The sequence below is a fragment of the Streptomyces turgidiscabies Car8 genome, assembly GCF_000331005.1.
Taxonomy (GTDB): Bacteria; Actinomycetota; Actinomycetes; order Streptomycetales; family Streptomycetaceae; genus Streptomyces; species Streptomyces turgidiscabies.
This window is the reverse complement of record NZ_AEJB01000418.1, coordinates 11,988-34,949: the sequence shown is the minus strand read 5'-3', so window position 1 is coordinate 34,949 and position 22,962 is coordinate 11,988. Positions and strand designations below refer to the sequence as shown.

Genomic DNA, 22,962 nt, shown 5'->3' with positions numbered 1-22,962 from the left:
TCCCCCGTGTGGCGGATCAGCCGCGGATCTCCTTGTGCGCGACGCCGCCGCCGATGGAGACCTTGCGGGGCTTGGCGCGCTCGGCGATCGGGATACGCAGGGTCAGCACACCTGCGTCGTAGTCCGCCCTGATGTGCTCGGTGTCCAGGGTGTCGGCCAGTACGAGCTGTCGGGAGAAGACACCCAGAGGTCGCTCGGAGAGCTCCATCTGTACGTCGTCCGCCTTGGCTACCGGCCGCCGCTCGGCCTTCACGGTCAGCATGTTGCGCTCGACGTCGATGTCGATCGCGTCCTTGGAGACGCCGGGCAGGTCGAGGGCGATCACGTACTCCTCGCCCTCACGGTAGGCGTCCATCGGCATCGCCGACGGCCGCGACCAGGTGCCGGTCGTGTTCAGGAGCTGCTGGGTGAGCCGATCGAGCTCACGGAACGGGTCGGTGCGCATCAACACTGTGAACACCTCCAATGTTCAGGTCAGGCAGTTGCTGCCAATGCGTTCACCCGTATTCGTTGTAACATGTCATCGAAGTGATGACAAGTAGAACGTCGTTGATGCGACGACATCGTGTGCTGGAGGCCCCGTGACCATGGACGATCAGCCCGCCCCCCGGGCGCCCGGTCTCACCCCCACCTCGTTCCTCGCCGCCGCCGCGGCGCTCGACACGATCCACGAAGCCGTTCGCACGGCCCGGACAGCGGGAGGTGAGGAACACTCCGAGCCCGGCCGGGCCGGCTCGGCGGAGGCACTCGCCGCGCTTCTGCTGCTCCGCGAAGTGCGCGATCAGCTCGCCGAATGGGAGCCGGGCCTGATCGAAGAGGCCCGGGAGGCAGGCGCCAGCTGGGCCGACCTGGCTCATCCTCTCGGCGTCTCCAGCCGTCAGGCCGCCGAACGCCGCTACCTGCGGGTGCGCCCCGGAAATCCGGGGTCCACGGGCGAACAGCGAGTACGCGCCACCCGGGACCGCCGAGCCGCCGACCGCACCGTGACGACCTGGGCCCGCGCCAATGCCGCCGACCTGCGCGGGCTCGCCGGCCAGATCACCGCGCTCACCGACCTCCCCGCCGACGCGCGCACCCCGCTCGCCGAACTCGGAGTCGCCCTCGCCGACAACGACACCGCCGCCCTCGTCGGCCCCTTGTCGAACATTTACACGTATCTGACGTCCGGCCATCCCGACCTCGCCGCGCGCGTCGACGACATCGCCCGCCACGCCGACCGACTCCGCCGGCACAGCGGCGACCGACGACAGAACAGCACCTGACCGCCGTACCTTCGCGGTTCACGCGCCGGACCACCGTCTCCCCGCTCCCGACGGATGAGACGGAGTGGAGGAGGCGGAGAAGATCGACACTGCGGACGAAGGCCCGTCAGTGGTGGGGGCCCTGCCGCCCGAGGGTTTCGACGGGGGTCGCGCCCGGGCGGGTCCACTGCGGCACGGGGCGGCTGGTCGGTCCCCAGTCGCTGTTTCCCTCCGCGTCCGAGCGCCAGGACCAGCAGGCGTGGCGTCCCTCGGGCCAGCCCTGAGGGTTGTCCTCCCATGTCTCGCCTCGACCGTACGGAGTCATGTCGAGCAGGCCGAGAGACCCGTTGACCGCCTCGTTGCCGCGGCCCGTCGTGGCGTAGGTGAGGAATACGCGCTCGCCGTCGCGCAGGAAGCAGGTGAGGTACCCCATGTCGCCGCCGGCCGGCCCGTCCACGTCGCGCACCGAGTACCAGGGCTGCGTGTAACCCATGAACTCGGTGTAGGAGGCCACCTCGTCCCAAGGCCCGGTGGTCAGGACGGCGAACGAGACGCCGCGAGCGTTGAGATAGGCGGCGTCCTGCAGATGCCAGGCCGTCGTCGTGCAGCCTTCGCACTGCCCCTGATGCGGCGCGCCGTCGTACCACATGTGCTTGTAGACAACGAGCTCGTCGCGGTCCTGGAACAGATCCAGGAACGGGACCGGACCGTCGGGCCCGACGATCTCGACCGTCCCGTCGAGTTCCACCATCGGCAGCCGACGGCGGGCCGCTGCCAGGGCGTCGCCCGCGCGGGTGTGTGCCTTCTCGCGGACCAGCAGCTCGTCACGGGCGGCCCGCCATTCGGCCAGGTCGACGACGGGCGGGCGGCCGGGCAGCGAGGCGGTCGGATCATGGGGCGTGGTCGTCATGGGGTCCTCCGTGGTGTCTCGTGCCGGACGGCGTCGTACGACGTCCTGCGACGGTCACCAGAACAGACCGCCGTGCCGGCCGAAACTCATCGCCGCGCAGCCTCGGCCGAGTCGGCCGACCGCCCCTCGGCCTCCGACCCGGCTGCGCCCACTGACCGGACGCACGCCCTGGACGCACGCCGATGAACGTCACCGCACCGCCGGCCCACCCGGTGGTCTCAGGAACGGTTTCCCGGTGTTCAGTTCGCCTCGGGCCGGTCGTCGGCCGGGGCCGCCGCGGGCGGGGTCGGGTCCTGCGCGTCGGTGGTGGTGTAGTAGACGGAGTGGCCCTGCTTGGTGCGCTGGGCATGACTCTTGGCGACGAGCCCTTCGACTGTCGTGCGTACGACGGTCGTCTTGATGCCACGGTCGGGGTGGGCCTCACCGAGTGAGGTGGCGATCTCCGCAGCGGAGCGGGGTTCACTCTGATCGGCGAGGTGGCGGCGGATGAGTTCGACGAGGGTGGGCTGGGTCGCCTTCGTGGCCGCCGACTTGGCTACGGTCTCGGTGGTCTCGACAGTCTCGGACTTCTTGGCTGCCGGCTTCCTGGCCGCCTCGCTGCCCTTGGCGGTGGCCGTCTTCTTCGCCCGTGTCCCCTTGCCCGCACTGTGCTGCGGCGTGGCCTTCTGCCGAGGCACTGCGGGTGTCGCGGCTGACTTGGGGGCAGGCTGAGCGGCGGTGCCCGTGGCACCGAGCGCGTTTCGCATGTTCGTCAGCACGGTGTTGTCGTGCTGCAGGGCGCGCAGTTGTTCCTGCAGGGCGTCGATCTCCGCGCTGATGCGGTCCTGCTCCTTGTCGTTGCGATCAAGGTCATTGGCCACCTGTGCCATGTATTGCGATGTCAGTTCGGTGGTGGGGATCTTGCTGTCGGGCATGCTGCCGGCCTTTCCTCGGGGGGCGTCCGCAGACGGTGAAGCAACTCGCGGAGCAGGCGCCTGGGTTGAACTGCGATGCGGTGGCGCTTGAACGAGTCATGAGTAGGTCGCACCTGGTGAGGGCTTTGCCTCGGTACAGAGATACTACGGGCGGGCGGAGCTGGTTGTTCGGCAGAGTTCATGTTGGGTTCGGCTTGGGTCACAACTTCGTTGTCGGGTGCGACTGTTGTCGAGGGTTGTCGAAGCTGTTCACCTTTGCGAGTCAGTAGCAGGTGTTCGTGACCGTATGCGGGTGTTCGCGACCTACTGCTCCCGCGTCCAGGAGTCAGCAGACCAGGGCAGGTGACTGTTCGAAGCGCACGGTCCGGTGCGGTCACCGACGGGCGGACGGTCACGGTCGGGTGGGCACCCGCAGGGCGAGGAGGGCGACGTCGTCGTCGTTGGCGACGGGGCGGACCCGGCTCAGCATCTGGTCGATGAAGGAGGTCAGCGGGCGGTGGGCGAGGGCGGCGGCGTGTCGGCGCAGTCGGTTGAGACCCTCGTCGAGGGTGTGGCCGGGTTCCTCGATCAGGCCGTCGGTGTACAGCAGGAGGGTGGATCCGGGCGGCAGCAGGGCGGTGGCGTCGGAGCGGGGCCTGTGGGCTCCGGTGCCCAGGAGTATGCCGTGGCCGTCGGTGAGATAGTCGGCCAGCCCGTCGTGGCTGATCAGCAGGGGCGGCGGATGTCCCGCGTTGGTCCAGGTCAGCTTCCACTGGCCGTCGTGGGTCTCTTCGACCCGGGCGAGGATCATGGTGGCCATGGCGACGTCCGTGATGTGCAGGACCGCCTCGTCGAGGCGCTCGACGATCCGGCTGGGAGGCTCCTGCAGGGCCCAGGCGTAGGCGCGGAGCATGTTGCGCACCTGTGCCATGCCTGCTGCCGCCTCCAGGTCATGTCCGACCACGTCGCCGATGGCCAGCGCGGTGGCGCCGTCGGCCAGGGAGAAGGCGTCGTACCAGTCGCCGCCGACCTGTGAGGCGTCGGGCGCCGGGAGGTAGCGCACCGTCATCTGCAGACCCGGCACGCGCGGCATCTGGGGGAGCAGGTGGTTCTGCATGGTCTCCGCGACCTTGCGCTGGCGCTGGTAGAGACGTGCGTTGTCCAGAGCCAGGCCTGCGCGGCGGGCGATGTCCTCGATGAGGGGGAGGTCGACGGTGGCGAAGTCACCCGGCTGCTTGGCTCGGCCCAGGGTCAGCGCGCCGAGGACCGCACGGGTGCTGCGGATGGGAGCGATGGCCGCCGAGTGGATGCCCGTGACGTCGAACAGGCGGCGCTGTTCGACCGCGATACCGGAATCCGGCGGCCCCTGGTAGGTCTGCGGGCCGGCCAGGGTCGACGCGACCCCGCGCAAAGCCCTGGACAGGGGCATCGGGGACTCCTCGGGGACCGGTGGCATCGGTCCCTGGAGTTCCTCGTGATGCACCAGGCCGTCATCCCTCGCCTCGGCCACGACAGTGCGCCACACCTCGTCGCGCTCGGTGATCAGATCGATGATCGCCCAGTCCGCCAGCCGGGGCACCACCAGGGTCACCAGCCGCCGTAGCGCCTCTTCGACGTCGAGAGTGGAGGTCAGCTGTGTGGTGGTCGCGGCCAGCAGGGCGAGCCGTTCGATTTCGGGCAGCAGGGCGGCCTCCGGCTGCGGCAGTGAGGGTGCCCGCGGGTGCCGGGGGTGGAAGATGACGAGCGTGCTGTGCTCATACTCATCGAGGTCGTGGGCGCCGAGATCGAAGGGGGTGATCAGCCATGAGATGGGCAGCAGAGAGCCGTCTCCGCGCGCGAAGTAGTCCTCCTCGGCCTGAGCGGTGCGCCGGGCATGGAAAGCCTGCCGCATACGGCACTGGGTCCTGGGCAGGGGGTGGCCGTGCGCGTCCCGGTGCAGCAGGTCGTGAGCGTCGTGGCCGAAAAGATCTCCGGCCGACCGGTCCAGAATCTGCTCGGCGCGGGAGTTGACGGCGATGATCCGGCCCTGCACGTCCACGATGTAGGCCCCGGTCCCGAAGGCTTCCAGCGTCTCGACGAGCCCGGCGGCCGGCGGCGCCAAGGGTCGTTTCCCGTGGATATCCGTGTGTTCCGGTCCTGCCATGCCTTGATCTCCCTACCTGACTCGCGGCCGCCTCCTTGACGGTATCTGCCTTTCCGACTGCCCCGCCCTCGACCGATTCAGCCCCACCCTCGCTCACAGTCGGCAAACTGACACCGGGTGCCTGCGCGAGTCGACCTTGGGCGGCGTTCAGGCGATACGGGGGTCGGCCGTCGGCGATGTACGCCACCAGCCTGGTGGCGTACCAGCGCCCTGGACGGCATCAGGGTGTCCGAGACGGTCGGCGCCGTGAGCGCTCAGTCGTCGTTGGAGACCATGCTCGACCAGAATTCCCAGATCCCGGCAACGCCACGGCCGGTGGCCCGCAGGGACCTGATGGGGGGTCCGGGCGGTATCGGTGGGCGTCCACCCAAGGGAGGCGCGGTGATGGCGCTACCCTGCTGTGCCATGCGGGAGACACGCCTCGACACTGCTCGGATCAGGGCGGCTCAGCGGCTGATCGATCCGGTTTTTCTCCGTACTCCGCTGTACCGCTGTGAGGCGATGGAGTCCGACCTGGGCTGCACGGTGAGCATCAAGCTCGAAACGGCGAACCCGGTGCGCAGCTTCAAGGGCCGCGGCACCGAGCTGGTCGCGAGCCTGCTCGCCGCCGAAGGCACACGAGCCGCGGTTTGTGCCAGTGCGGGCAACCTTGGCCAAGCCCTCGCCTGGTCCGGGCGCGGCCGGGGGCTCGACGTGACCGTCGTGGCGTCCCGTTTCGCGACTGTGGCCAAGCTTGACCGTATCCGCGCGTTGGGCGCCGCGCTGGAACTGGTGGACGGCGATCACGAGATGGCTCGCGATCGGGCGGCGGCCATCGCGCGGTACGACGGCATCCGACTGGTCGAAGACAGCCTGGACATCGAGACCTGTGAGGGTGCGGCGACCATCGCCCTGGAACTGGTGGACTCCGTACCGTCGTTCGACACAGTCCTCATCGCTCTCGGCGGCGGGGCGCTGGCCACCGGCGTGGGCCATGTGATGAAGGCCCTGGCACCCGAGGTCGAGGTGATCTGCGTCCAGCCTCTGGGCGCACCGGCGATGACACACTCGTGGCGCGAGCGGCGTGTCGTCACCACCGACTCGACCGACACCATCGCTGACGGCGTCGCCGGTCGGCACCCGATCCCCGCCGTCCTCGACGATCTCCTCCTGGTCGCCGACGATGCCGTCCTGGTTCAGGAGGCGTCGATCATCGCCGGAATGCGGATGCTTCTCGATCACGCGGGCCTGGTCGTCGAACCGTCGGCCGCGCTCGGCGTCGCGGCGATCCTCGAAGACCGCGAGCGCTTCGCCGGCCGGCATGTGGTCACCATCGTGTGCGGCAGCAATGTCGACATGGACACCTATCACCGGTGGGTGGGAGCGGCTACCGGCCCACAGATCGTGACCGGCAAGGACGGTGGGTAGCCGGTAGCCGGTAGCCGGTAGCCCGGCTTCGGAGCGGTCGCGGACACGCCGATGAGTTTTCGATGCGCGCGCAGTCTCATCGCCGTGATCGACAACATCACGATCGGCAACCTCAGGAGGAACAGATGGCTCAGTTGCTGAGAGTCCACAACTTCGGCGTGTCGAGTGACGGGATCGGTGCCGGCGCCGAACAGAGTCGCGAGCACCCGTTCGGGCACGTCGATCCGGAGCAGCTGTTCACCTGGGCACGAGCCACAGCGAGTTGGCCAGGGCGTACCGAGCCCGGCGGGAGCCGCGGCCTCGACGACTACGTCGTACGGGACTGGGCACGCGACATCGGTGCCGAGATCATGGGCCGCAACAAGTTCGGGCCCCAGCGCGGTCCCTGGAACGACCACGAGTGGCGAGGCTGGTGGGGGGACGAACCCCCTTTCCACACCCCGGTGTTCGTCATGACCCACCATGAGCGTCCCTCGTTCACGCTCTCCGACACCACGTTCCACTTTGTCGACGGTGACCCCGAATCGGTGCTCGAACAGGCGCGGGTGGCGGCCCGGGGCAAGGACGTCCGGCTCGGCGGCGGGGTTTCCACCGTCCGGCAGTTCCTCGACGCCGACCTCGTCGACAGTCTGCATGTGGCGGTCTTGCCGGTGAAGTTCGGGTCGGGACTACGTTTGTGGGAGTCTCCCGACGAGCTTCTCGACCGCTTCCACCTGGACGTCGTGCCCAGCCCGAGTGGTGTGGTGCACCACCTGTTCTGGCGGAAGTGACACCAGAGCCTGCTCGGGAGAGGCTGACCACGGCTGCACGGCTACTGCGAACGCTTGAGTGGTCGGTTGCCGCACAGCGTGAAGCCCCGGCTGGACGGGGGAGGCCAGCCGGGGCGGTAGGTGGTGGCGTGCGGAGGGCGGTCGCCTCGCGGCGAAAGGCTCCATGGGGCTTCAGCCGAACGATCTTCCCCATGGGCTATGGGTGAGGCCCGGGGACACTGTCCCCTCCGCAGCCACATACAGATGAACGGTCAACCACCCCTGTATGTTCCGCCGTTGGGACCTGTGCCGTGTGAGCTCGGGCACCCCGCGGCGCCGGGGCGCGCTCAGTCGACGTAGTCGGTGATGAGGGCGGCGAACTCGTCCGGGGTGGCCAGACGGATGCCGAGGGTTTCGGCCTTGGCGCGCTTGGATCCGGCACCGTCGCCGGCGACGACCAGGCTGGTCTTCTTCGAGACGCTGGAGGACGAGCGGCCCCCGGCCCGTTCGATGAGCTCGTTCATCTGGTTGCGGCTGAGGTTCTCCAGTACACCTGTCATCGCTCCGGTCACCACGACGGTCATCCCGGTCAGGGGCCTGCCCGTCGCCTCGGCGCCCTCCGTGATGCCCTCGGTCCCCTCGGCCGCGGGGGTGGGCGGGGTCGCGCCGGGCTCGGTCATGTTCACCCCGGCTGCCGCGAGTCTGTCGACGAGCGGGGCCAGTTCGGCGAGTTCGGCGACGATGGAAGGGGCTTTCTCGGTGCCGATGCCCTCGACCTGCCGCATCGCCTCGACGTCCGCGGCGCGGATGTTGTCCATGGTGGCGAAGTACCGGGCGATACGGCGGGACATGGAGCGGCCGGTGCCGCGCACCCCGAGAGCGCACAGCACCCGCGACAGCGGCTGGTCCTTCGCCGCGTTGATCGCGGCGAGGAGGTTGTCGGTACTCGTCTCGCCCATCCGCTCCAGGCCCAGCAACTGCTCCCGCGTGAGGGAGAACAGGTCGGCGAGGTCCTTCACCAGACCGGCGTCGACGAGCTGGAGCACGCGCGTGTGCCCGAGGCCTTCGACGTCGAGCTGGTCGCGGCCGGCGGCGTAGGAGAGGGCGGCCACCAGATGGCAGTTGCGGCCGTTCTCGCACCGCCAGCGCTGTTCGCTGGTGTCGATGCCGGCCCCGCAGCGCGGGCACACCTGGGGGAAGACGATGGGCTGTTCGTCCCCGGTGCGCAGGTGGGCGACAGGGGCTTCGACGCGGGGGATGACGTCACCGGCGCGATGCACCATGACGTGGTCGCCCAGGCGTAGGTCGCGCCGGGTGATGTCGCCGGGGTTGTGGAGCGTGGCGTAGGTGATGGTGGCACCGTCGATCTCGACCGGCTCCAGCACGCCGCGTGGGGCGATGATGCCGGTACGGCCCACGTTCCACTCGACCTCCAGCAGCCGGGTGATCTTCTCCACGGCGGGGAGTTTGTAGGCGATCGCCCAACGTGGGGCCCTCGATCCCGCCCCGGCGGTCCTCTGGTCGGCGGCGAGGTCGGTCTTGATGACGATCCCGTCGATACCGAAGGGCAACTCCGCCCGCAGGCCGGCGATCTGTCCGACGCGGGCAAGCACCTGCTCGACGGTGTCGGCGGTGATGCCGGGTACGGCGGTGGTGGCGGTGGTGTTCACCCCCAGTTCGCCGACCAGTGTCATGAGTTCGCTGTGCGCGAGCCCCTCCAGCCGCCCGGCGAGCTCCGTCTCGGTTCCGGGCACCGGGAGCAGTCCGTACCCGAAGAACGTCATCGGCACGGTGTACGCGCGGTCCTTGGCCCGCAGAGTGCCGGCCGAGGCGCCGCGCGGGTTCGCGAACGGGGTGCCGCCGTGCGTCGTCCGTGCCGTGTTGGCGTACTCGAACTGGGCGGTGGTCATGAGGACTTCGCCGCGTACCTCCACCGTCACCGGTTCGGCCAGTTCGTCGGGTAGTCCCTCGACGGTGCCGATGGCGTGCGAGACGTCCTCTCCGGCCGTCCCGTCGCCGCGCGTGACCAGCCGGGTGAGGCGGCCTCGGGTGTAACGGGCGGCGATCGCGAGACCGTCGAGCTTGGGCTCGACACTGAAGCGGGTGACGTCGTGGCCGATACGTCTGGCCAGCGATGCCGTCCAGGTGGTGAACTCCTCGGCAGAGAACACGTTGTCCAGACTCAGCATCGCCACCGTGTGCGGGACATCCCCGTCCACGGCGCCGCCCGCGACCTTCCCGGACGGCGATTCGGGCAGCACCTGCTCGGGATGACCGGCCTCCCACTCCGCGATGCCGCGCACCAGCCGGTCGTAGGCGTCGTCGTCGAGCACCGAGGTGCCGCCCGTGTAGTAGGCGGCCGACGCCTTCACCGCGTCCTCGACCGCCTGCGCGTAGGCGGCGGCATCCACGATCACTGCAGCTGGTGTTGTCATGCCGGTCATCTTGCCTGCCACCACTGACAACGCCCCGGCCGACGGAGCGAGATACCTGGACCCGGTGACCGCCGAGAGGGCCACGACCGGATGTCGTGGCCCTCGTGTCAGGTCCCGGGGGGAGCGGGGCCCTGCTTCTGTCGGCGTGGCCGGGAGAGATCAGCGGGATCCGCTGCTGGTCAGTCCTTTCCGGCGAGCCGCCAGATCTGGTTCTTCTTGGTGGTCAGGGTGCTGCCGGGGTCGCAGGTCCACTGGTGGACGAGTGCTCCGGTGGCGGTGGAGATGTTGCTGACGTCGACGCACTTGCCGCTGTTCACGGCGACGAGCTGGTAGTCGTGGCTGTTGCCGAGCGCGGTCACCGCCCGCAGCGTGAACCGCTGGTTGGTTCCGCCGTGGCAGGTCCACTGCTGGACGGCGGCTCCGTTGGCCGTGGAGACGGCGGAGATGTCCAGGCACTTGCCGCTCGAGTGGTTGACGACGCTGTAGGTGTCGGTCGTGCCGGAGACGGGGTGGAAGTCGAAGATCTGTTCCTGTCCGCTGCCGCAGGTGTCCTGCTGGAACTGCGTGCCGTCGGTGGTGGACTTGGCCGGGTCTTCGAGGCACAGCGCGCTGTGCTGGGCGACGGCCGTCGAGGAGAAGCCGGTCGAGGCACCGATGTGCAGGCTCGCGGGTGCGAAGGAGACCTGGTCGAGGTGGGGCGCGGAGCTGGAGCGCATGGGCTGCCCGATGTCGGTGCCGCCGCCGGAGTAGACCTTGCCGATGGTGGTGCCGTCCCAGTTGAACAGCTGTGAGGCGGTGAACTTGACGGCGTTGGCGCCCTTGGTGAGGGTGACGGGGACGGTGTAGTTCTGGAACTGGTTCCAGTGCAGGGTGCTGGCGAAGTTGACGCGGGTCGAGGTGCCGCCGTTGACGCTGACGTCGGCGTGCTCGGCGTACAGGTCGGGGTTGTAGTGGTTGGAGGGCAGTTCCTCGGCGTTGGCGTAGCGCATGGTCATGGCGTAGGTGCCGGCCGAGGGGGCGTTGACGTTGAGGGTGAGGGAGTTGGCGGTCCCGTTGCCGATGCCGGTGACGACACCACCGTTGGCCTGGCTGAAGGTGGTGTCGGCGGCCGCGGTGCCGGTGAGGGTGCCGTTCTCTGCCTGGTAGGTGACGACGTTGCCGGTGGTGACGGCGTCGGTGGCGCTGAACGGGGTGACCGCCAGGTCGTCCAGGGCGAGGGTGCCGGCGGCGCCGGTCACCCTGACCTTGTTGATGCCGCCGTTGAGGTAGACCCGGTTGGCGGAGGTGGACCAGGCGCCGGTCGTCGCACCGGCGAGGGTCTGGTCGTTGGTGGCCTTGCCGTTGACGGTGAGGTCCGCCTGGCCGGTGTTGCGGAAGCGGGCCGTCAGGTCGGCGTAGCCGTCTCGCGCCGAGTAGACCCAGAAGGTCGCGGACTTGCCGGAGGTGAGGTTCACCGCGCCCGCGCCGGACTGGCCCTGGGCGGTGTAGGTGGCGGTGCCGCTGTCCGAGAGGGCGGCCTGCTCGGCCTCGTAGAGTGTGGTGCCCTGGACGGCGGCGTCCTTGTAGCGGAGGTCGATCTTGTCGACGATGGCGTCTCCGACGGTCGCTCCGCCGTTGTCGCCGGTGGTCGCGAGGGAGACGGTGTGGCTGCCCGCGGTGAGGTGCACGGTCGTGTCGCTGTGCCCCCACACCACCCACTGGAAGGCCACGGGGATGTCGATCCTCGTCGAGGCGCCGCCGTCGACCCGCATGTACACGTTCGTCGGGCCCTTGACGTCAGCGTCCTTGGCGTAGCTGTTGCCGAACACCGACAGGTCGTAGTCGCCGGTGGTGGGGACGGAGACGGGGAAGGAGATCACCGTGGTGGAGCCGGTGCGCAGGCCTCCGACGTCCTTGGTGCCCGAGGTGGCGAACTTGCCGACGTCGCCGGTGGTGCCCTCGGTGTTGATGTTGTAGCCGCTGCCGCTGAGTGTGGCGTTCTCGGCCTCGTACGTTCCTGTCCACGTGTTGTCGGAGGCGGTGGTGCTGCCGGCGCCGCCCGGGGAGACGATCACCTCGTAGGCGGACATGGCGTCGAGGGTGATGGGCAGGGTGATCGAGCCGTCGGAGCCCACGGCGACGTCGGCGTCGGAGAGCCGGGTCGGAGTGGCTGCCGCGCCGATGTAGCCGCTGTAGCGGTCCTGGAACACGCTGACGTGCACGGTGCTGCCGAAGACCGCCGGGTCGATGTTCTTGATGACCGTGTTCGAGTCACCGCTGGTGCCGCCCCCGGCGAGGATGACGCGGGCCTGCTTCTTGGCGGTGTCCAGGCTCGCGAGTCCTTGCAGGGTGTACGCGGCGTCGGATGCGGCGCCGGTGACCTTGACGGTGTTGGCGCCCTTCATGGAGCTGTACCAGTTGTACAGCCACCACTGGGCGTTGGGCGTGTTCTGCGCCGCGGCTGAGTCGCCGAGGTTGCCGTTGATGTTCCAGTACGGCAGGTTGCCGTCGACCTTCTCGTCCTCCAGGGCCGCGATCCACTGGACCATCTGGCCGGGGTCTGTCAGGTGGTAGCGGTGGGCGTACTCGTTGAGGTTGACCGTGATGGGGGAGGTGATCCCCGCGGCGGTCTCCACCGCACGGTAGGCGTCGATGGTGCTCCGGACGGCCGCCGGGCTGCCCAGGGTGTGCCAGGTCACCACGTCCGGCAGGCAGTTGTTGGCCTTGCAGTAGGTGAGGAAGCCCTTGAGGGAGGAGTCGCTGTAACTGGAGGTGTTGGGTCCGGCCAGCCGCGCCGCGGGCCAGAGGCCCTTGATGAAGTTGTAGGTCTGGCGCCACTCGGCGTTGAAGTTGGCCAGTGCCGTGGAGTTGGAGCGCATGCCGCTGAACCAGTTCAGGTCGGGCTCGTTGTAGGGGATGAAGACGATGTGGCTCGCGTAGGGGCTGGCCATCGCCTGCTCGACCTGCGTCTTCATGGTCGCCTGGTAGGCCGAGTAGCTTTCGCGCTCGTAGTTGGCCCGGTACACGTCCGTCATGTAGATGAGGATGTCGCCGCCGCCGCTGTCGACGAAGGGCTTGGCGATCTCCAGAGCGTCCGAGCCGGGGTGCTGCTGGCCGTCCTGGTACTTGGTGTTGGTGGTCTGCAGCCCCATCCCCTCGATGAGGTTGTTGGTCGGCACGTCCGGGCCGTACAGGCCGTACAGCGCCCCGGAGGCGCCGCCGCGGAAGGCTCCGGTGGTGGTGCCGAGGTCGACGGTGAGGGTGGGGGTGGCGGCCGAGGCCGGAGTCGCCAGCACGGTGGTGGCGCCGGCTATGACGGTCAGCGAGAGCAGCGACTTGGTGATGCCGTGCAGGAGGCGTCTCTTGGTCGAGCGCCTTTGCCCGATTCCTGGCATGTGCTTACGTCCCTTCAGGGATGCGGCTGGTTGTTGCTGCGCCGGCCCCCGTGCCGGACGTGTGGGTGGGTTGTCGCTCGCGGGTCAGGCGACGGTGGCGCCGACCTGGGCGTCCGCTTGGCGGAGGTGATGGTCGCGGGCGAGCAGCAGGTAGCTGCTGGCGGTCCAGGTGTAGGCGCGGTCGCGCAGACCCTCGCCGGTCAGCGCGTCGAAGTTCTCGGCGAAGCCGGAGGTCTCGCACAGGGCGCGGAAGCGGGCGCTGATCTCGTCCGCGAGGCGCTGGTGGCCGCCGCGGCGCAGGCCGTCCTCGATGAGGACGGTGGCGGGGGCCCAGATGGGGCCGCGCCAGTAGCCGTCCGGCTCGTAGTGCGGGGAGTCGGGGTGTTCGGTCGCCAGTCCGAACGCGGTGAGGTGGGCTTCGATCTGTTCGGCCAGCCGGTCGCGGACCTCGGCGGGCAGGCGGTCGCCGAGCACGATCGGCATCAGGTCGAGCAGGCTGGCGCTCCGGGTGGGGGGGCCACCGTCGGCTGTGCGGCTCAGGAAGCGTTCGCCGTCCCACAGTTCGTCCAGCAGGGCCGCTTGGAGGGCGTCGGCCGTCTCGGTGCGGTGCCGGGCGTCGCCGGGAAAGCCCAGTTCGTCGGCGAGGCGGGCCAGTTCGTCGAGCTGGAGGATCAGCGTCGCGGTGAGGTCGGAGGTGATGGCCACGCGTCCGGGGTCGAAGGTGGTGGCGTTGTCCCAGCCGCTGTCGTTGCCGTGCTGGTAGTGGGGCAGGGTGGCTCCGGGTGCGCGTCGCGCGGTGAGCCAGAAGTCCGTCCAGCGGCTCAGTCGGTCGTACGCCTCGGTCAGTTGCGCGGGGGTGAGTGGCTCGGGGAGCCGTCTGCGCAGCCGGCCGAAGGCCCAGCCGTGGATGGGCGGTTTGACGAAGTTGTAGAGGACCTCGGAGTGGGTGACGGAGTCGGGCAGCGCGCCGCTCTCGTCCTGGTGGTCGAAGGGCAGCGAGAACTGGTCCCAGGCGAGGCCGGGGCAACTCGGCGCCAGTGCAAGGGCGTTGAAGCAGTGGTCCCAGCTCCACACCTTGTCCATCCAGTGCTTGGACATCAGGACGGCGGGCCGGGTGACCAGACCTGCCGGGCGTACCGTCGCCGACCACACCACGTAGGCGGCGAGCTCGGCGGCCGGAGTGGCGGTCGAGCGCCATGAAGCGACTGTGCCGGCGAACTGGGCGAACGACTTCCGCGCGGACTCCATGACCTCGCCGAACCCCGCCCGCGAGCGGTAGGGAACCCGCGCACTGTCGAGCTCCTCGACCGCGACCTCCCACGATCCGTCGGCGCCGGCGCCGACCGTGAGACCGCGCTCCCCGGCGCCCAGGGCCTGAGACCCGTACACCTCGCCGACCACGCCGGACAGCACGGTGATCCGGTAGCGGCGGCCGGTCTGGTACGAGGTGAACGTGTGGGCGCTGTCCACCGGGTCGCGGTAGAAGTAGGTCCCGCTGAACGGGGTCAGGGCCTGAGCGGCGGCGCTGATGCCGAATCCGAGACCGGTGCCTTGTAGACGTACGGTGTCCGGCGACTCGTAGGCAAGATCGACACGTCCGTCCGTGCCGGTCCAGCTGAGCAGACCCGGTGTCGCCTCGACGCGGGTGTCGGCGCGGTCGCCCGTCGCCGCGTCGAGGGGTACGAGGCGCAGGACGGCGTGCATACCGTTCTGGTGCGAGACGAGATGCAGGTCCTCGGCGCGCGTCTTCTCCGCCAGGACGGGTGAGATGCCGAACCAGGAGCCGTGCGCGCTGAAGGGTATGTCGTGGACGGAGAAGGGCGGGCCGGTCGGGGCGGCGGTCATGAAGCGGCACTCGTTTCTTGAGCGGAGGGGGCGGCGTTCCGCCGGGTGGGGGCGGCGGGGCTCGCACGGCGCCACATCGAGAGCGTGGCTGCGTGCGGACGGTCGGGGTGTCAGTCCTTGACGGCACCCGCGGTCACGCCGGCGGCGACATAGCGCTGGGCCAGGACGAGGATCACCGCGGCCGGCAGGGAGGCCACGACGGCGGTCGCCATGATGGCGTTCCACTGCTGGTTGTTGTTGCCGATGTAGTGGTAGATGCCGAGGGTGATCGGCTCGTGTGCGCCGCCGCCCGCGAGGGTGCTGGCGAAGATGAAGTCGGACCAGGACCACAGGAACGCGAACAGGGACACGGTGACGATCGAGTTGCGGCTCATCGGCAGGACGATCGACCAGAAGGTACGCAGGGGACCCGCGCCGTCCGTCTTGGCTGCCTGGAGCAGTTCGCCGGGGATGCCGGACATGAACGCGGTGAAGATGAGCACGGCGAAGGGGACGGCCAGGGTGGAGTCGGCGACGATCAGGCCTGGCACGGACTGGAGCAGTCCGAGGCTGAGGTAGATGGCGTAGAAGCCCATCGCCATGATGATGCCGGGGATCATCTGGGCGGCCAGGAGGACGAAGTTGAGGATTCCGCCGCCGCGTGGGCGCAGTTTGGCCAGCGCGTAGCCGGCGGGTGCCGCCAGCGCCACGGTCAGGGCCACGGTGCCCAGGCCGATGACGAGGCTGGTGCCGAGGTAGGGCAACTGCTGGTCGACGACGGCCCGGTAGCCCTCCAGGGTGGCGTGGGCGGGGAACAGGCCGGGCGGGCTCTTGCGCATGTCCTGGTCGCGGGTGAGCGACACGTTGAGCATCCAGTAGACCGGGAAGAGCATGACCGCGGTGAGAAGGACGCCGATGGCTGTCTTCACCCAGGTACGGCGGGGCCGGTTGAGGGCCGTCTGTGCACGCGTCATGACAGCGCCTGCTTTCGCTGGACCCGGACGTAGATGAGACCGAAGGCGAGGGCGGCGACGACGAGCAGGTTGCCGACGGCCGCTCCGGGGCCGAAGGCGGGCAGCAGGTTGCCGAAGCCGAGTTGGTAGGACCAGGTGGCGAAGGTGGTGGAGGAGTCGGCCGGGCCGCCCTTGGTCATGATCCAGATGATGTCGAAGACCTTGAGCGTGTACACGAGGCCCAGCAGGAGGGTGATGCCGGACACGGGGCGCAGGAGCGGGAACGTGATGCGCCAGAAGCGCTGCCACGCGTTAGCGCCGTCGAGGGCGGCGGCCTCGTACAGACTGGTGGGGATGGACTGCAGGCCGCTGTAGAGCACGACCAGGTTGAAAGGGACGCCGATCCAGATGTTCGCGATGATCACCGAGGTCAGCGACCAGGTGGGCGAGGTCAGCCAGTTCACCGGGCCGATGCCGACGGCGTGCAGGGTGGCGTTCACGATGCCGGAGTCGCTGTTGAGCATCCATGACCAGGTGGAGGCCGACACGATCAGCGGCAGCAGCCACGGTACGAGGAACAGGGCGCGCAGGGTCGCGGAGAGCCGGAAGTGCTGGTTGAAGAAGACGGCGAGTGCCAGGCCGATCGCGTACTGGAAGACGAGGCACACGGCGGTGAAGACCACGGTGTGCAGCAGGGCCGGGGCGAACGTCGGGTCGTCGAAGACCTTTCGGTAGTTGTCCAGGCCGGTGAAGGGCGCATTGCCCTGGACGAAGGAGCGCACGGTGTAGTTGCGCAGGCTCAGGTCGATGTTGCGGTAGAGGGGATAGGCGTAGAAGAGGGCGAGGTAGAGGGTGACCGGGGCGAGGAAGGCCCAGGCGGCCCACTGCTGGGAGGCGGGACGGCGCCGGGTCGCGGTGCGGGCCGGGGGCGGGGCGGCGGTCGCCGCACCGTTCCGGCTCTGCACCGGCCGGCGGCCCGGCGACTGTGTCGTGTGCTTCATCGGCTGGCCGGAGTCCTCAATACGTGTCGATTACTTGACGGCGGACTGCGCCGAGCCGAGCGCGTCCTTAGGAGACGCCGACCCGCTGAGCGCGGACTGGATCGCCTTCCACAACTGCTCGGAGATCTTGGGGTACTTGGTGCCCAGGTCGTCACTGGTGCGTCCCTTGGCCGCCTTGACCGCGTCGACCCACGGCTTCAGCTCGGCGTTCGCGGCCACCTGCTTGTCCTGCACCTCGGTGGTCGGGGCCACGTAGGACAGCGTCGTGTCGGTTTCCAGCAGGTTCTGGCTGTTGGTCAGACAGGACACGAGCTTCTGCGAGGTGGCGTAGCGGCCGGTGTCACTCTTCACCGGCATCGTGACGAACTCACCGCCCGTCGGGGCCGCGGCGTCCCCTCCCGTGGCGGCGGGGACGGGGATGACGCCGTAGTCGAAGCCGGCCTTGTCGGCGTTGGCGAGCTGCCAGGTGCCGTTCTCGCTGAACGCGTAGTCACCGCTGGCGAACTCCGCCCAGCTGGTCGTCTGGGTGTTGTTGATCACCGAGTTGGGGGCGTAGCCCTTGTCCAGCCAGTTCTTCCACAGCGACAGCGCGGACACGCCCTCGGTCGAGTCGAGTGCGGTCAGCTGGGCGCCCGAACCCCAGAACCAGGGCAGGAACTGGAAGCTGCCCTCCTCCGTGCCGATCGCGGAGAACGTGATGCCCTTCTTGCCCGCCGCCTTGACCTTCGCGAGTGCCGCCGTCAGCGATGTCCAGTCCTTGACCGAGGAGATGTCCACCCCGGCCTTCTTCAAGACCGCCTTGTTGTAGTAGAGGGCAAGGGTATTCGCGCCGATCGGCGTGCCGTACGTCTTCCCGCCCGACTGGCCGGCCGCGAGGAGGTTGGGGCTGACCTTCGAGGTGTCCAGCTTGGTCTCCTCGGTCGTGGTCAGCACGCCCGCCTCCGCCAGCGTCAACACCACCGGGTTGTCGACGATCAGGACATCCGCGGAGTTGTCCTGCTGCGCCGCCAGCAGCACCTTGTTCGTCAGGTCACTGGTGTCGAACGAGGTCCGCTTGATCTTCACCCCGGCCTCGGTGCCGCAGCCGTCCAGCAGCTTCGCCCACGCCGAGGTCTTGTCGAACTGCGGGTACGGGTCCCAGATCGTGTAGGTGCCGCCGCCGTCCGCGGCCTTCGTGGACGTGTCGCCCGAATCGGAGGAGCAGGCGGTGACGCCGGCGGTGACGGCCGCAACGGTCAGGACTGCGGCGGTGAGACGCCGTCTGGCAGGTCGGTTCATGACGTGTTCCTCATGGCTCTTGGCACAGGTGTGCCCTGGGGTCGGCACAGGTGTGCCGTGGGAGGGGTGAAGGGGGGATCTGGGCCGCCGGGATCGCCGAACCAGTTCAGTGAGCTGCTCGGCGGCCGTCAGGGGCCGCGGAGGGTGAAGGCGAAGGGAAATGTGTGCGGGGGCGGATCGTCAGGGGCGGGTCGAGGCGCCGGGGTCCGGAGCCGGGTCGGGGGGCCTGAGGCCGGCCGGCGCGGTACTCGCTCGCAACGAGATCGGCGGCGCGAGCAGGTGATAGCGGGGCGGTGTGTCGGGGTGGTCGAGTTGCTGGACGAGCAGGTCGACGGCGAGCCGTCCCATCTGCTCGGCCGGCACGTCAGCGGCGGTGAGCTGCGGGGTCACCGTCTCCGCCCACCTGCTGGCCACCACTCCGGTGACGGAGAAGTCGCGTGGCACATGGCGACCGGCCTGGGCCAGCCCCCGGTAGAGGCCGCCGAGCGCGGCCTCGTTCAGCGTGACCAGTGCTGTGGTTCCGGGCTCGTCGTGCAGGATCTGTTCCAGACAGGTCAGCCCGGAGGCGGCGTCGTCCCCGCAGCAGTACGTGCGGACGATGAGCCCACGTTCCGCCGCTGCCTTGGTGAACCCGTCCAACCCGCGCTGGGCCGACTCGTACCCGGCCCGGAGCAGTTGCTCGGGCCGGTTGACGAAGGCGATGCGGCGGTGGCCCAGGTCGGCGAGATGGTGAACGCAGGCCGCCGCCAGTGCTGTGTGGTCCAGGCCCACCCACCAGCTGCCCTCGGGCCGGGCGGTGCGGCCGATGGCGACGGACGGGAAATCCACCGCCGTGAGGTGGTCGATCCGGTCGTCCTGGAGCCTGATCTCCATGAGGATCGCGCCGTCGACCCGCCGCTCACCCAGCAGCCGCTGGAACGAACGGTCGCTGTCCACGCCGCTCGGGGAGAGCAGCACGTCGTAGTCGTAGGCCGCCGCGGCCTCCACCACGCTGCCGATGAAGTCCAGCTGCATGCCGGTGTAGTGATTGCCCGCCGGCGGGAAGACCAGACCGATGGTGTTGGTCCGGCCGTTCGCCAGGGCCCGCGCACTAGCGTTGGGCTGGTAGCCCAGCTCGTCGATGACCCGCTGGATCTTCTGGCGGGTGTCCTCGGACACCGGCCGCTTCCCACTCAGGGCGTAGGACACGGTGCTCCGGGAGACACCGGCCCGCTTGGCGATCTCACCGATGTTCACGGAGGCTCCTTGCCGAGGTGGGTCGAACCGGTTCGATGATTCCGGGGAGTGAAACCGACCAGGTGGCCGATCGTCGAACCGGTTCGCGTGAAGTGAAGGTAGGAGCAACCGCGGCGAGTGTCAACGCCTTGCGCCACATTTCCCGTAACGGGCCGGAAACGTCGGCGTGGGGAGGTTCGGTGCCTCATATGTCTGTGCGTGGGCCGATCGTCGTGAATCCGAAGGGGGGTGTCCGGTGGGGGGTGGTGCCCTGACCCTGTACGGCGGCCCGGCTGTCGGTGGTGCGGGGGGCTTCTGTCGGGGGATTGCTGGCCGGTTTCCGTGATGCTAATTTCATCGAACCGGTTCGATGAATTCTGGCGAGACTGAGGCACGAAGGATGTGGAGGACGTGGAGGGTCGAGGCGGGCCCGTCTGCTTCTCGCGGGTTCCACCGTGGATCGATTGCTTGACCACCCCGGTGGGTCCAACCGCGGCCGCCGGTGTGGCGGACGGCTCCCGGTCTTGCACACCGCGCGGCACGCCACCGTGTCGCACGGCGCGACGCGGCGCTGCTCTCTTCCTTCTGGTCGTTCCTTGTCCGCCGCGGTGGACGATGCCCGGCGGTGCGGTGCGGTGCGGCGGGTGACGGATACGTGGATGAAGCGGATCCGAGTGGGGTGGGTGCCCGTGGGATGGGGTCGATGGGATGTCGGCGCCGTCCGGAGCGGCAGAGGATGAGCGGGTGGTCCATACGCGACTGGGCGTCTGGGCCGGATCATCGCGACATCTAGGTACTCATGGCTGCTCGTTGAGCCCGTGCCCGTCTGAGGCCTGTCCGCGCCAGGTCCACCGTCGCCGACGAGACTCCGTCAAAACCGGGTGTCGGCATACATGCCGTGCAACGGCATCCGCACGGCACGGGGCCGGTGTTTGAGTGAGCGAGGGGGTTCGTCGCCCGGTATTCAAGGTGTCAAGGCGGTCAGCGGGCACCGGGTGGCGGCCGGTTGGACGGCCGGACAAAGCCGCCTCGGCGAGACATCCCTGCCTCAGGCAGGGGCCCCGCCCTTTCGCCCACTCCGTTTAGTTGGGTCAAGAGCCGCTGTGTGTTTGGCAGAAAGCCCTTCCAATGATCGCTCGGCCTGCCAGTCTCCTTCCCGACCCGGATGTCATGTCCGGGATGAACGGATCGAAGACTGGAGCACCCCTTGCCCCGAGCCGCCAGCAGCGGAAGAACCTTCCGCGTCGCCCGAGTCGCCGCCGTCGCCGGTAGCGCTGTCGTCCTTACCGTCGCTCTGCCTTTCAGCGCTTCCGCAGGTGTCCTGCAGAACCTGCCGGAGAACGCGACCACCTTCCAGAAGTACTTCGAGCCCGTGTACGACTACGACACGGACAGCTGCTACCCGGCCGCCGCCATCGACCCGGACGGCAACCTCAACGGCGGTCTCAAGCCGACCGGCCCGATCACCGGCGAGTGCCGCGACAGCCACCTCGGGCACGCCAACACCTACTCGCGGGCCAAGTGCAACAACGGCTGGTGCGGAATCGTCTACGCCAGCTACTTCGAGAAGGACGAGGCCTCGCCGGGCATAGGGCACCGGCACGACTGGGAGTGCGTCGTCGTCTGGGCCAAACAGGGCGCGGACACGCCCTCCTACCTGTCGGCCTCCCGGCACGGCGGCTTCAGCACTCACCCGATCGCCGACGTACCGATGAGCGGCCAGCGCGTCGAGATCGTCTACCACAAGGACGGCGCGAGCACCCACGCCTTCCGCTTCGCCGAGTGGGGCGAGACCCCGGAGAACGACACCGGCGCCTGGCACCAGGAGAACCTGCTCACTTGGGACAACCTGGCGACCAACCTGCACGACACCCTGAACGCCTCCGACTGGGGCAGCGCGAACTTCCCGCTCCAGGACTCCAAGTTCGCCGACCACCTCAACAAGGCCAAGCCGAGCGACATCACGTTCGACCCTTACGCCTGACCGAGACACCCGGGGGATGGATCGCCCTGTCGAACAGAGGGGAGCGATCCATTCCCCGGCTGCTGGGCGTGGCCTTGCCTGTTGATCATCTCGCCCCCCTTCGGAAGTCTGTGCGCACGGAGTCTGTGCGCACAGGCCACGCCCGCGTCGGCCGCTCAGCGCTGGGTGTAGATGAAGCCGATCTTGTCGACCTCGTCACCGGCGCGCCCGTGGAATCCGGCGATCTGCCAGCCCGTCGGGGCGGTGCGGGTCACGCAGTCGGAGGTGGTGGTGCCGCCGGCCAGGGTGCGGCCGAGGTTGGTCGTGAACTTGGCGTAGAAGATACGTGTGTGGCCGTCCTTGACGCCCTGGCACAGGTACGCCGCAGTCGCGTACTCGCCGCCCGCCAGCGTCAATGAGGACGCGGTGCCGCCGGTGCCGCCGTGGGCGAGTGTGGTCCCGTTCTCCAGGGTCACGCTCATCTGGTCGACTCGGGAGCCGGAGCGCAGCGCGAGGGTGGTGGCGCGGGCGCCTGCGGTGACGCTGCCGATGTCGTTGTAGTAGTCGCCGTGCGGGCCGCCGAACTGGTCGCTGAGCTGGAAGGCGGCGTTGCGCGACCAGGTGAAGCCGGCGGTGAGCGGGTCGTGGTCGGAGAGCATCAGCCCGGCGTCGGTGAGGAACTTGGCGTGTTCGTTGTTGTAGGACGTGGCGTTGAGCGAGACGAGTTTGCCGCCCCGGTAGAGGATCTTGTCGACGACCTCACAGGTGTTGGGAACGGTGGTCCCCGTCTGGTCGCAGACCAGGGCGTCGCTGCCCTTGGCGGGTGCGCTGCCGCCGCGGATGAGCTGGACCCAGGCGTCGGTGAGACCGTTGGCGGCGGTGAACTCGGCGATGGTGTCGCCGGAGCGGGTGTAACGGGTGTTGGTGTCGCCCATGACCACGACGGCGTTGCCGGCCGAGTGCGAGGCGATGAAGTCGGTGAGCTGGCTGAGGTTGTCGGCGCGGGCGGCGAGGTCGTCGTCGTTGGTGCCGGCGTTGGTGTGCAGGTTGTAGAAGTCGACGTAGACGCCCTCGGCGAGGCGCTCGCGCATGAAGGTGAAGCCCTTGGGGGTGAGACAGTCGCCGGAGCCGTAGGTGCAGGAGTTCCAGCCGACCCGCTCGAAGTCGTCGCCGTCATAAGCGATCTTCGACAGCGTGTTGAGCCCGCTGCCGATGCCGGCGCCGCCGCTCGTGGCGGTGCGGTAGGCGTGCGCGGTGTCGGCCGCGTAGAGGTACGCGTGGTAGTTGAAGTCCTCCTGGACGTTGACGACGTCGTAGGGCGCGATCCGCTGGCCGATCGTCGTGGTGCTGGACTCGCGGGGCGTGGGTGCGCTGGAGATGGCCTCGGGCAGGCCGGCCACGTTGTAGCTCAGCACGCTGAAGGTGCCCGAGTCGGCGGCCGCGGCGGGCGGTGCGGCCACGGTGAGCCCGCCGAGGACGGCGGCGCCGACCGCGAGACAGGCGGAGAGTCTGCGCATGGGGAAGTGCCTCCTGGGGAGGGAAAGCGGTTGCGGTGAGGACGTCGCAGAAGTTACCG

Annotated in this window: 16 protein-coding genes; 4 read left to right on the top strand and 12 right to left on the bottom strand. The window is 68.9% G+C overall.

Features of this window, described 5'->3' with window-relative positions; genetic code table 11:
- Positions 1 to 16: 16 nt before the first annotated feature.
- On the bottom strand, positions 17 to 451 hold the full coding sequence (locus STRTUCAR8_RS30555) for an Hsp20/alpha crystallin family protein (RefSeq protein WP_006379981.1): 435 nt from the start codon (positions 449 to 451) through the stop codon (positions 17 to 19).
- Between the two features lie 136 nt (positions 452 to 587).
- Between STRTUCAR8_RS30555 and STRTUCAR8_RS30550 the strand changes: the two genes are divergently transcribed.
- On the top strand, positions 588 to 1,262 hold the full coding sequence (locus STRTUCAR8_RS30550) for a hypothetical protein (protein WP_044473177.1): 675 nt from the start codon (positions 588 to 590) through the stop codon (positions 1,260 to 1,262).
- A gap of 106 nt (positions 1,263 to 1,368) precedes the next feature.
- Here the strand turns inward: STRTUCAR8_RS30550 and STRTUCAR8_RS30545 are convergent, their stop codons facing one another.
- From STRTUCAR8_RS30545 to STRTUCAR8_RS30535, 3 genes are all read right to left on the bottom strand, one after another.
- The gene (locus tag STRTUCAR8_RS30545; RefSeq protein ID WP_006379987.1) at positions 1,369 to 2,151 is read right to left on the bottom strand and encodes a DUF899 domain-containing protein; all 783 of its coding nucleotides are present in this window, start codon (positions 2,149 to 2,151) and stop codon (positions 1,369 to 1,371) included.
- A 239-nt stretch (positions 2,152 to 2,390) separates the two neighbouring features.
- Complete coding sequence (locus STRTUCAR8_RS30540; RefSeq protein ID WP_006379976.1) at positions 2,391 to 3,065, bottom strand: hypothetical protein; 675 nt, start codon at positions 3,063 to 3,065, stop codon at positions 2,391 to 2,393.
- A 391-nt stretch (positions 3,066 to 3,456) separates the two neighbouring features.
- Entirely contained in the window at positions 3,457 to 5,187 is a 1,731-nt protein-coding gene (locus tag STRTUCAR8_RS30535; RefSeq protein ID WP_006379989.1) for a SpoIIE family protein phosphatase, read from the bottom strand.
- Positions 5,188 to 5,592: 405 nt separating this feature from the next.
- Here STRTUCAR8_RS30535 and STRTUCAR8_RS30530 point away from each other — a divergent pair, with 405 nt between their 5' ends.
- Positions 5,593 to 6,594, top strand: coding sequence for a threonine ammonia-lyase (locus STRTUCAR8_RS30530; protein WP_044473176.1), 1,002 nt, complete (start codon positions 5,593 to 5,595; stop codon positions 6,592 to 6,594).
- Between the two features lie 125 nt (positions 6,595 to 6,719).
- Positions 6,720 to 7,364, top strand: a complete 645-nt coding sequence (locus STRTUCAR8_RS30525) for a dihydrofolate reductase family protein (protein ID WP_044473175.1) — start codon at positions 6,720 to 6,722, stop codon at positions 7,362 to 7,364.
- 326 nt (positions 7,365 to 7,690) lie between these two features.
- On the opposite strand, the gene ligA is transcribed toward STRTUCAR8_RS30525, so the two are convergent.
- From ligA to STRTUCAR8_RS30490, 7 genes are all read right to left on the bottom strand, one after another.
- Positions 7,691 to 9,778 (bottom strand): NAD-dependent DNA ligase LigA, encoded by a 2,088-nt coding sequence (ligA, locus tag STRTUCAR8_RS30520; protein WP_234372692.1) that lies wholly within the window; start codon positions 9,776 to 9,778, stop codon positions 7,691 to 7,693.
- 179 nt (positions 9,779 to 9,957) lie between these two features.
- Complete coding sequence (locus tag STRTUCAR8_RS55215; protein WP_006379974.1) at positions 9,958 to 13,152, bottom strand: RICIN domain-containing protein; 3,195 nt, start codon at positions 13,150 to 13,152, stop codon at positions 9,958 to 9,960.
- Between the two features lie 84 nt (positions 13,153 to 13,236).
- Positions 13,237 to 14,997 carry an amylo-alpha-1,6-glucosidase gene (locus STRTUCAR8_RS30510; RefSeq protein WP_006379983.1) on the bottom strand — a complete coding sequence of 587 codons (1,761 nt, stop codon included), beginning with the start codon at positions 14,995 to 14,997 and terminating at the stop codon, positions 13,237 to 13,239.
- A 110-nt stretch (positions 14,998 to 15,107) separates the two neighbouring features.
- A complete protein-coding gene (locus STRTUCAR8_RS30505; protein WP_006379975.1) occupies positions 15,108 to 15,950 on the bottom strand; it encodes a carbohydrate ABC transporter permease in 843 nt (280 codons plus the stop codon).
- Positions 15,947 to 16,930: a carbohydrate ABC transporter permease gene (locus STRTUCAR8_RS30500; protein ID WP_006379994.1), complete on the bottom strand. Its 984-nt coding sequence runs from the start codon at positions 16,928 to 16,930 to the stop codon at positions 15,947 to 15,949. The genes STRTUCAR8_RS30505 and STRTUCAR8_RS30500 overlap by 4 nt, the downstream gene beginning before the upstream one ends.
- Positions 16,931 to 16,960: 30 nt before the next feature.
- Positions 16,961 to 18,208 (bottom strand): sugar ABC transporter substrate-binding protein, encoded by a 1,248-nt coding sequence (locus STRTUCAR8_RS30495; RefSeq protein WP_006379996.1) that lies wholly within the window; start codon positions 18,206 to 18,208, stop codon positions 16,961 to 16,963.
- 180 nt (positions 18,209 to 18,388) lie between these two features.
- A complete protein-coding gene (locus tag STRTUCAR8_RS30490) occupies positions 18,389 to 19,444 on the bottom strand; it encodes a LacI family DNA-binding transcriptional regulator (protein ID WP_006379993.1) in 1,056 nt (351 codons plus the stop codon).
- Between the two features lie 1,186 nt (positions 19,445 to 20,630).
- Here STRTUCAR8_RS30490 and STRTUCAR8_RS30485 point away from each other — a divergent pair.
- Positions 20,631 to 21,407 (top strand): NPP1 family protein, encoded by a 777-nt coding sequence (locus tag STRTUCAR8_RS30485; RefSeq protein ID WP_006379990.1) that lies wholly within the window; start codon positions 20,631 to 20,633, stop codon positions 21,405 to 21,407.
- A 155-nt stretch (positions 21,408 to 21,562) separates the two neighbouring features.
- Here STRTUCAR8_RS30485 and STRTUCAR8_RS30480 read toward each other — a convergent pair whose 3' ends face one another.
- Positions 21,563 to 22,903 (bottom strand): jacalin-like lectin, encoded by a 1,341-nt coding sequence (locus STRTUCAR8_RS30480; RefSeq protein ID WP_006379998.1) that lies wholly within the window; start codon positions 22,901 to 22,903, stop codon positions 21,563 to 21,565.
- Between the last annotated feature and the right edge of the window lie 59 nt (positions 22,904 to 22,962).

Coding starts and splice junctions, on each gene's coding strand:
- STRTUCAR8_RS30545 (WP_006379987.1), bottom strand. CDS start 2,151: ATGACGACCACGCCCCATGATCCGACCGCCTCGCTGCCCGGCCGCCCG.
- STRTUCAR8_RS30500 (WP_006379994.1), bottom strand. CDS start 16,930: ATGAAGCACACGACACAGTCGCCGGGCCGCCGGCCGGTGCAGAGCCGG.
- ligA (WP_234372692.1), bottom strand. CDS start 9,778: ATGACAACACCAGCTGCAGTGATCGTGGATGCCGCCGCCTACGCGCAG.
- STRTUCAR8_RS30495 (WP_006379996.1), bottom strand. CDS start 18,208: ATGAACCGACCTGCCAGACGGCGTCTCACCGCCGCAGTCCTGACCGTT.
- STRTUCAR8_RS55215 (WP_006379974.1), bottom strand. CDS start 13,152: ATGCCAGGAATCGGGCAAAGGCGCTCGACCAAGAGACGCCTCCTGCAC.
- STRTUCAR8_RS30480 (WP_006379998.1), bottom strand. CDS start 22,903: ATGCGCAGACTCTCCGCCTGTCTCGCGGTCGGCGCCGCCGTCCTCGGC.
- STRTUCAR8_RS30535 (WP_006379989.1), bottom strand. CDS start 5,187: ATGGCAGGACCGGAACACACGGATATCCACGGGAAACGACCCTTGGCG.
- STRTUCAR8_RS30525 (WP_044473175.1), top strand. CDS start 6,720: ATGGCTCAGTTGCTGAGAGTCCACAACTTCGGCGTGTCGAGTGACGGG.
- STRTUCAR8_RS30505 (WP_006379975.1), bottom strand. CDS start 15,950: ATGACGCGTGCACAGACGGCCCTCAACCGGCCCCGCCGTACCTGGGTG.
- STRTUCAR8_RS30540 (WP_006379976.1), bottom strand. CDS start 3,065: ATGCCCGACAGCAAGATCCCCACCACCGAACTGACATCGCAATACATG.
- STRTUCAR8_RS30550 (WP_044473177.1), top strand. CDS start 588: ATGGACGATCAGCCCGCCCCCCGGGCGCCCGGTCTCACCCCCACCTCG.
- STRTUCAR8_RS30510 (WP_006379983.1), bottom strand. CDS start 14,997: ATGACCGCCGCCCCGACCGGCCCGCCCTTCTCCGTCCACGACATACCC.
- STRTUCAR8_RS30530 (WP_044473176.1), top strand. CDS start 5,593: ATGCGGGAGACACGCCTCGACACTGCTCGGATCAGGGCGGCTCAGCGG.